At 61.3% G+C, this 1,709-nt stretch carries 1 protein-coding gene; it reads left to right on the top strand.

Annotated elements, in window-relative coordinates; translation table 11 throughout:
- Positions 1-37: 37 nt before the first annotated feature.
- Positions 38-1,709: tRNA uridine-5-carboxymethylaminomethyl(34) synthesis enzyme MnmG (gene mnmG / locus B9A13_RS13800; protein WP_084235735.1), on the top strand; the 1,672-nt coding region annotated here is incomplete at its 3' end.

The raw sequence follows: 1,709 nt of genomic DNA, 5'->3' as shown, positions 1-1,709 counted from the left end.
ATCCATACAATTTTTTATACCATGCGAGGGAGTCAATATGGCATTTCCGGCAGGAACATTCGATATCGCGGTAATCGGGGCAGGGCACGCGGGAATTGAAGCGGCGCTGGCCGCAGCGCGGCTCGGTCTTCGCACCGTGTGTTTTACCATCAATCTGGACGCGGTGGGCAACATGCCCTGCAATCCCGCCATCGGAGGAACCGGGAAGGGACACCTGGTGCGGGAGCTGGACGCCCTGGGGGGAGAAATGGCCCGGGCCGCCGACAAAACCTGCATCCAGTACCGGATGCTGAACCTGGGGAAGGGCCCGGCGGTCCATTCTTTGCGCGCCCAGGCCGACCGAAGGGCGTATCAGGCTCTTATGAAACACACCCTGGAGTCTCAGGACAATCTCAGTTTGAAACAGGCGGAGATCGTGGCTGTTGAGACGGAGGGCGGAGCCGTTTCGGCCGTAGTTACCCAGAATGGGGCGGTATACCGGGTGAAGGCGGCCATCGTATGCTCGGGGACCTATCTCCGGGGACGGACCATCGTGGGGGACGTCACCCGGGAGGGCGGACCGGACGGGATGTTCGCCGCCGCGGCGCTGACCCGGAGCCTCACCGATCTGGGGCTGGAGCTCCGGAGGTTCAAAACGGGTACCCCCCCGCGAGTGAACGCCCGGAGCATCGATTTTTCCCGCATGGAGCTGCAGGAAGGGGACGAGACGGGAATCCCCTTTTCCTTCGAGACGGAGAGGCGGCCGGAGAACCGGGCCGTTTGCTATCTCACCTATACTACGGAGGCGACCCACGAGATCATCCGGCGAAACCTCGACCGGTCCCCTCTTTTTTCCGGAACCATCGAGGGGGTAGGGCCGAGATACTGCCCCTCCATTGAGGATAAAGTGGTGAAGTTTGCGGACAAGAAGCGGCACCAGCTTTTTGTGGAGCCTATGGGCCTGAATACGGAAGAGGCTTACATCCAGGGCTTTTCCTCCTCTATGCCGGAGGACGTGCAGATCGAGATGCTCCATACCGTTCCGGGACTGGAAAGGGCAGAGACTATGCGCCCGGCCTACGCCATCGAATACGACTGCATCAATCCCCTGGAGCTCTATCCCACTCTGGAGACGAAAAAAGTGCCGGGGCTTTACGGCGCCGGACAGTTCTGCGGCTCCTCGGGCTACGAGGAGGCGGCGGTGCAGGGCTACGTGGCGGGGGTCAACGCGGCGCTGAAAATTCGGGGGGAGGCGCCGCTGATCATCGACCGGAGCGACGGGTATATCGGTATCCTCATCGACGATCTGGTAACCAAGGGCACCAACGAGCCCTACCGTATGATGACTTCCCGCTCGGAATACCGCCTGCTGCACCGGCAGGACAACGCTGATATCCGCATGGGGCACATCGGGAACCGGGTGGGGCTGGTATCCGACGAACGGTACCGCCGGATCCGGGGAAAATACGCATCGGTGGAACGGGAGCTCAAGCGAATCTCCGAAACCAACATTCCCGCCACAGAGGAGCTCAACCGTTTTCTGGAGGAGCGGGGGACCAGTCCGGTGAAAACCGGCACCAAACTCATAGAGCTTCTCTGCCGCCCGGAGCTTGATTATGACATGCTCCGGCCCTTCGATCCGCAGCGGCCGGTGCTTCCGGACGAGGTGATTCTGGAGACGGAGATTTCCGCCAAGTACGACGGGTATATCCGGCGCCAGATACGGCAGG

The organism is Papillibacter cinnamivorans DSM 12816 (assembly GCF_900176335.1).
Lineage (GTDB): Bacteria > Bacillota > Clostridia > Oscillospirales > Oscillospiraceae > Papillibacter > Papillibacter cinnamivorans.
This window is presented reverse-complemented; position numbering and strand designations above follow the sequence as displayed.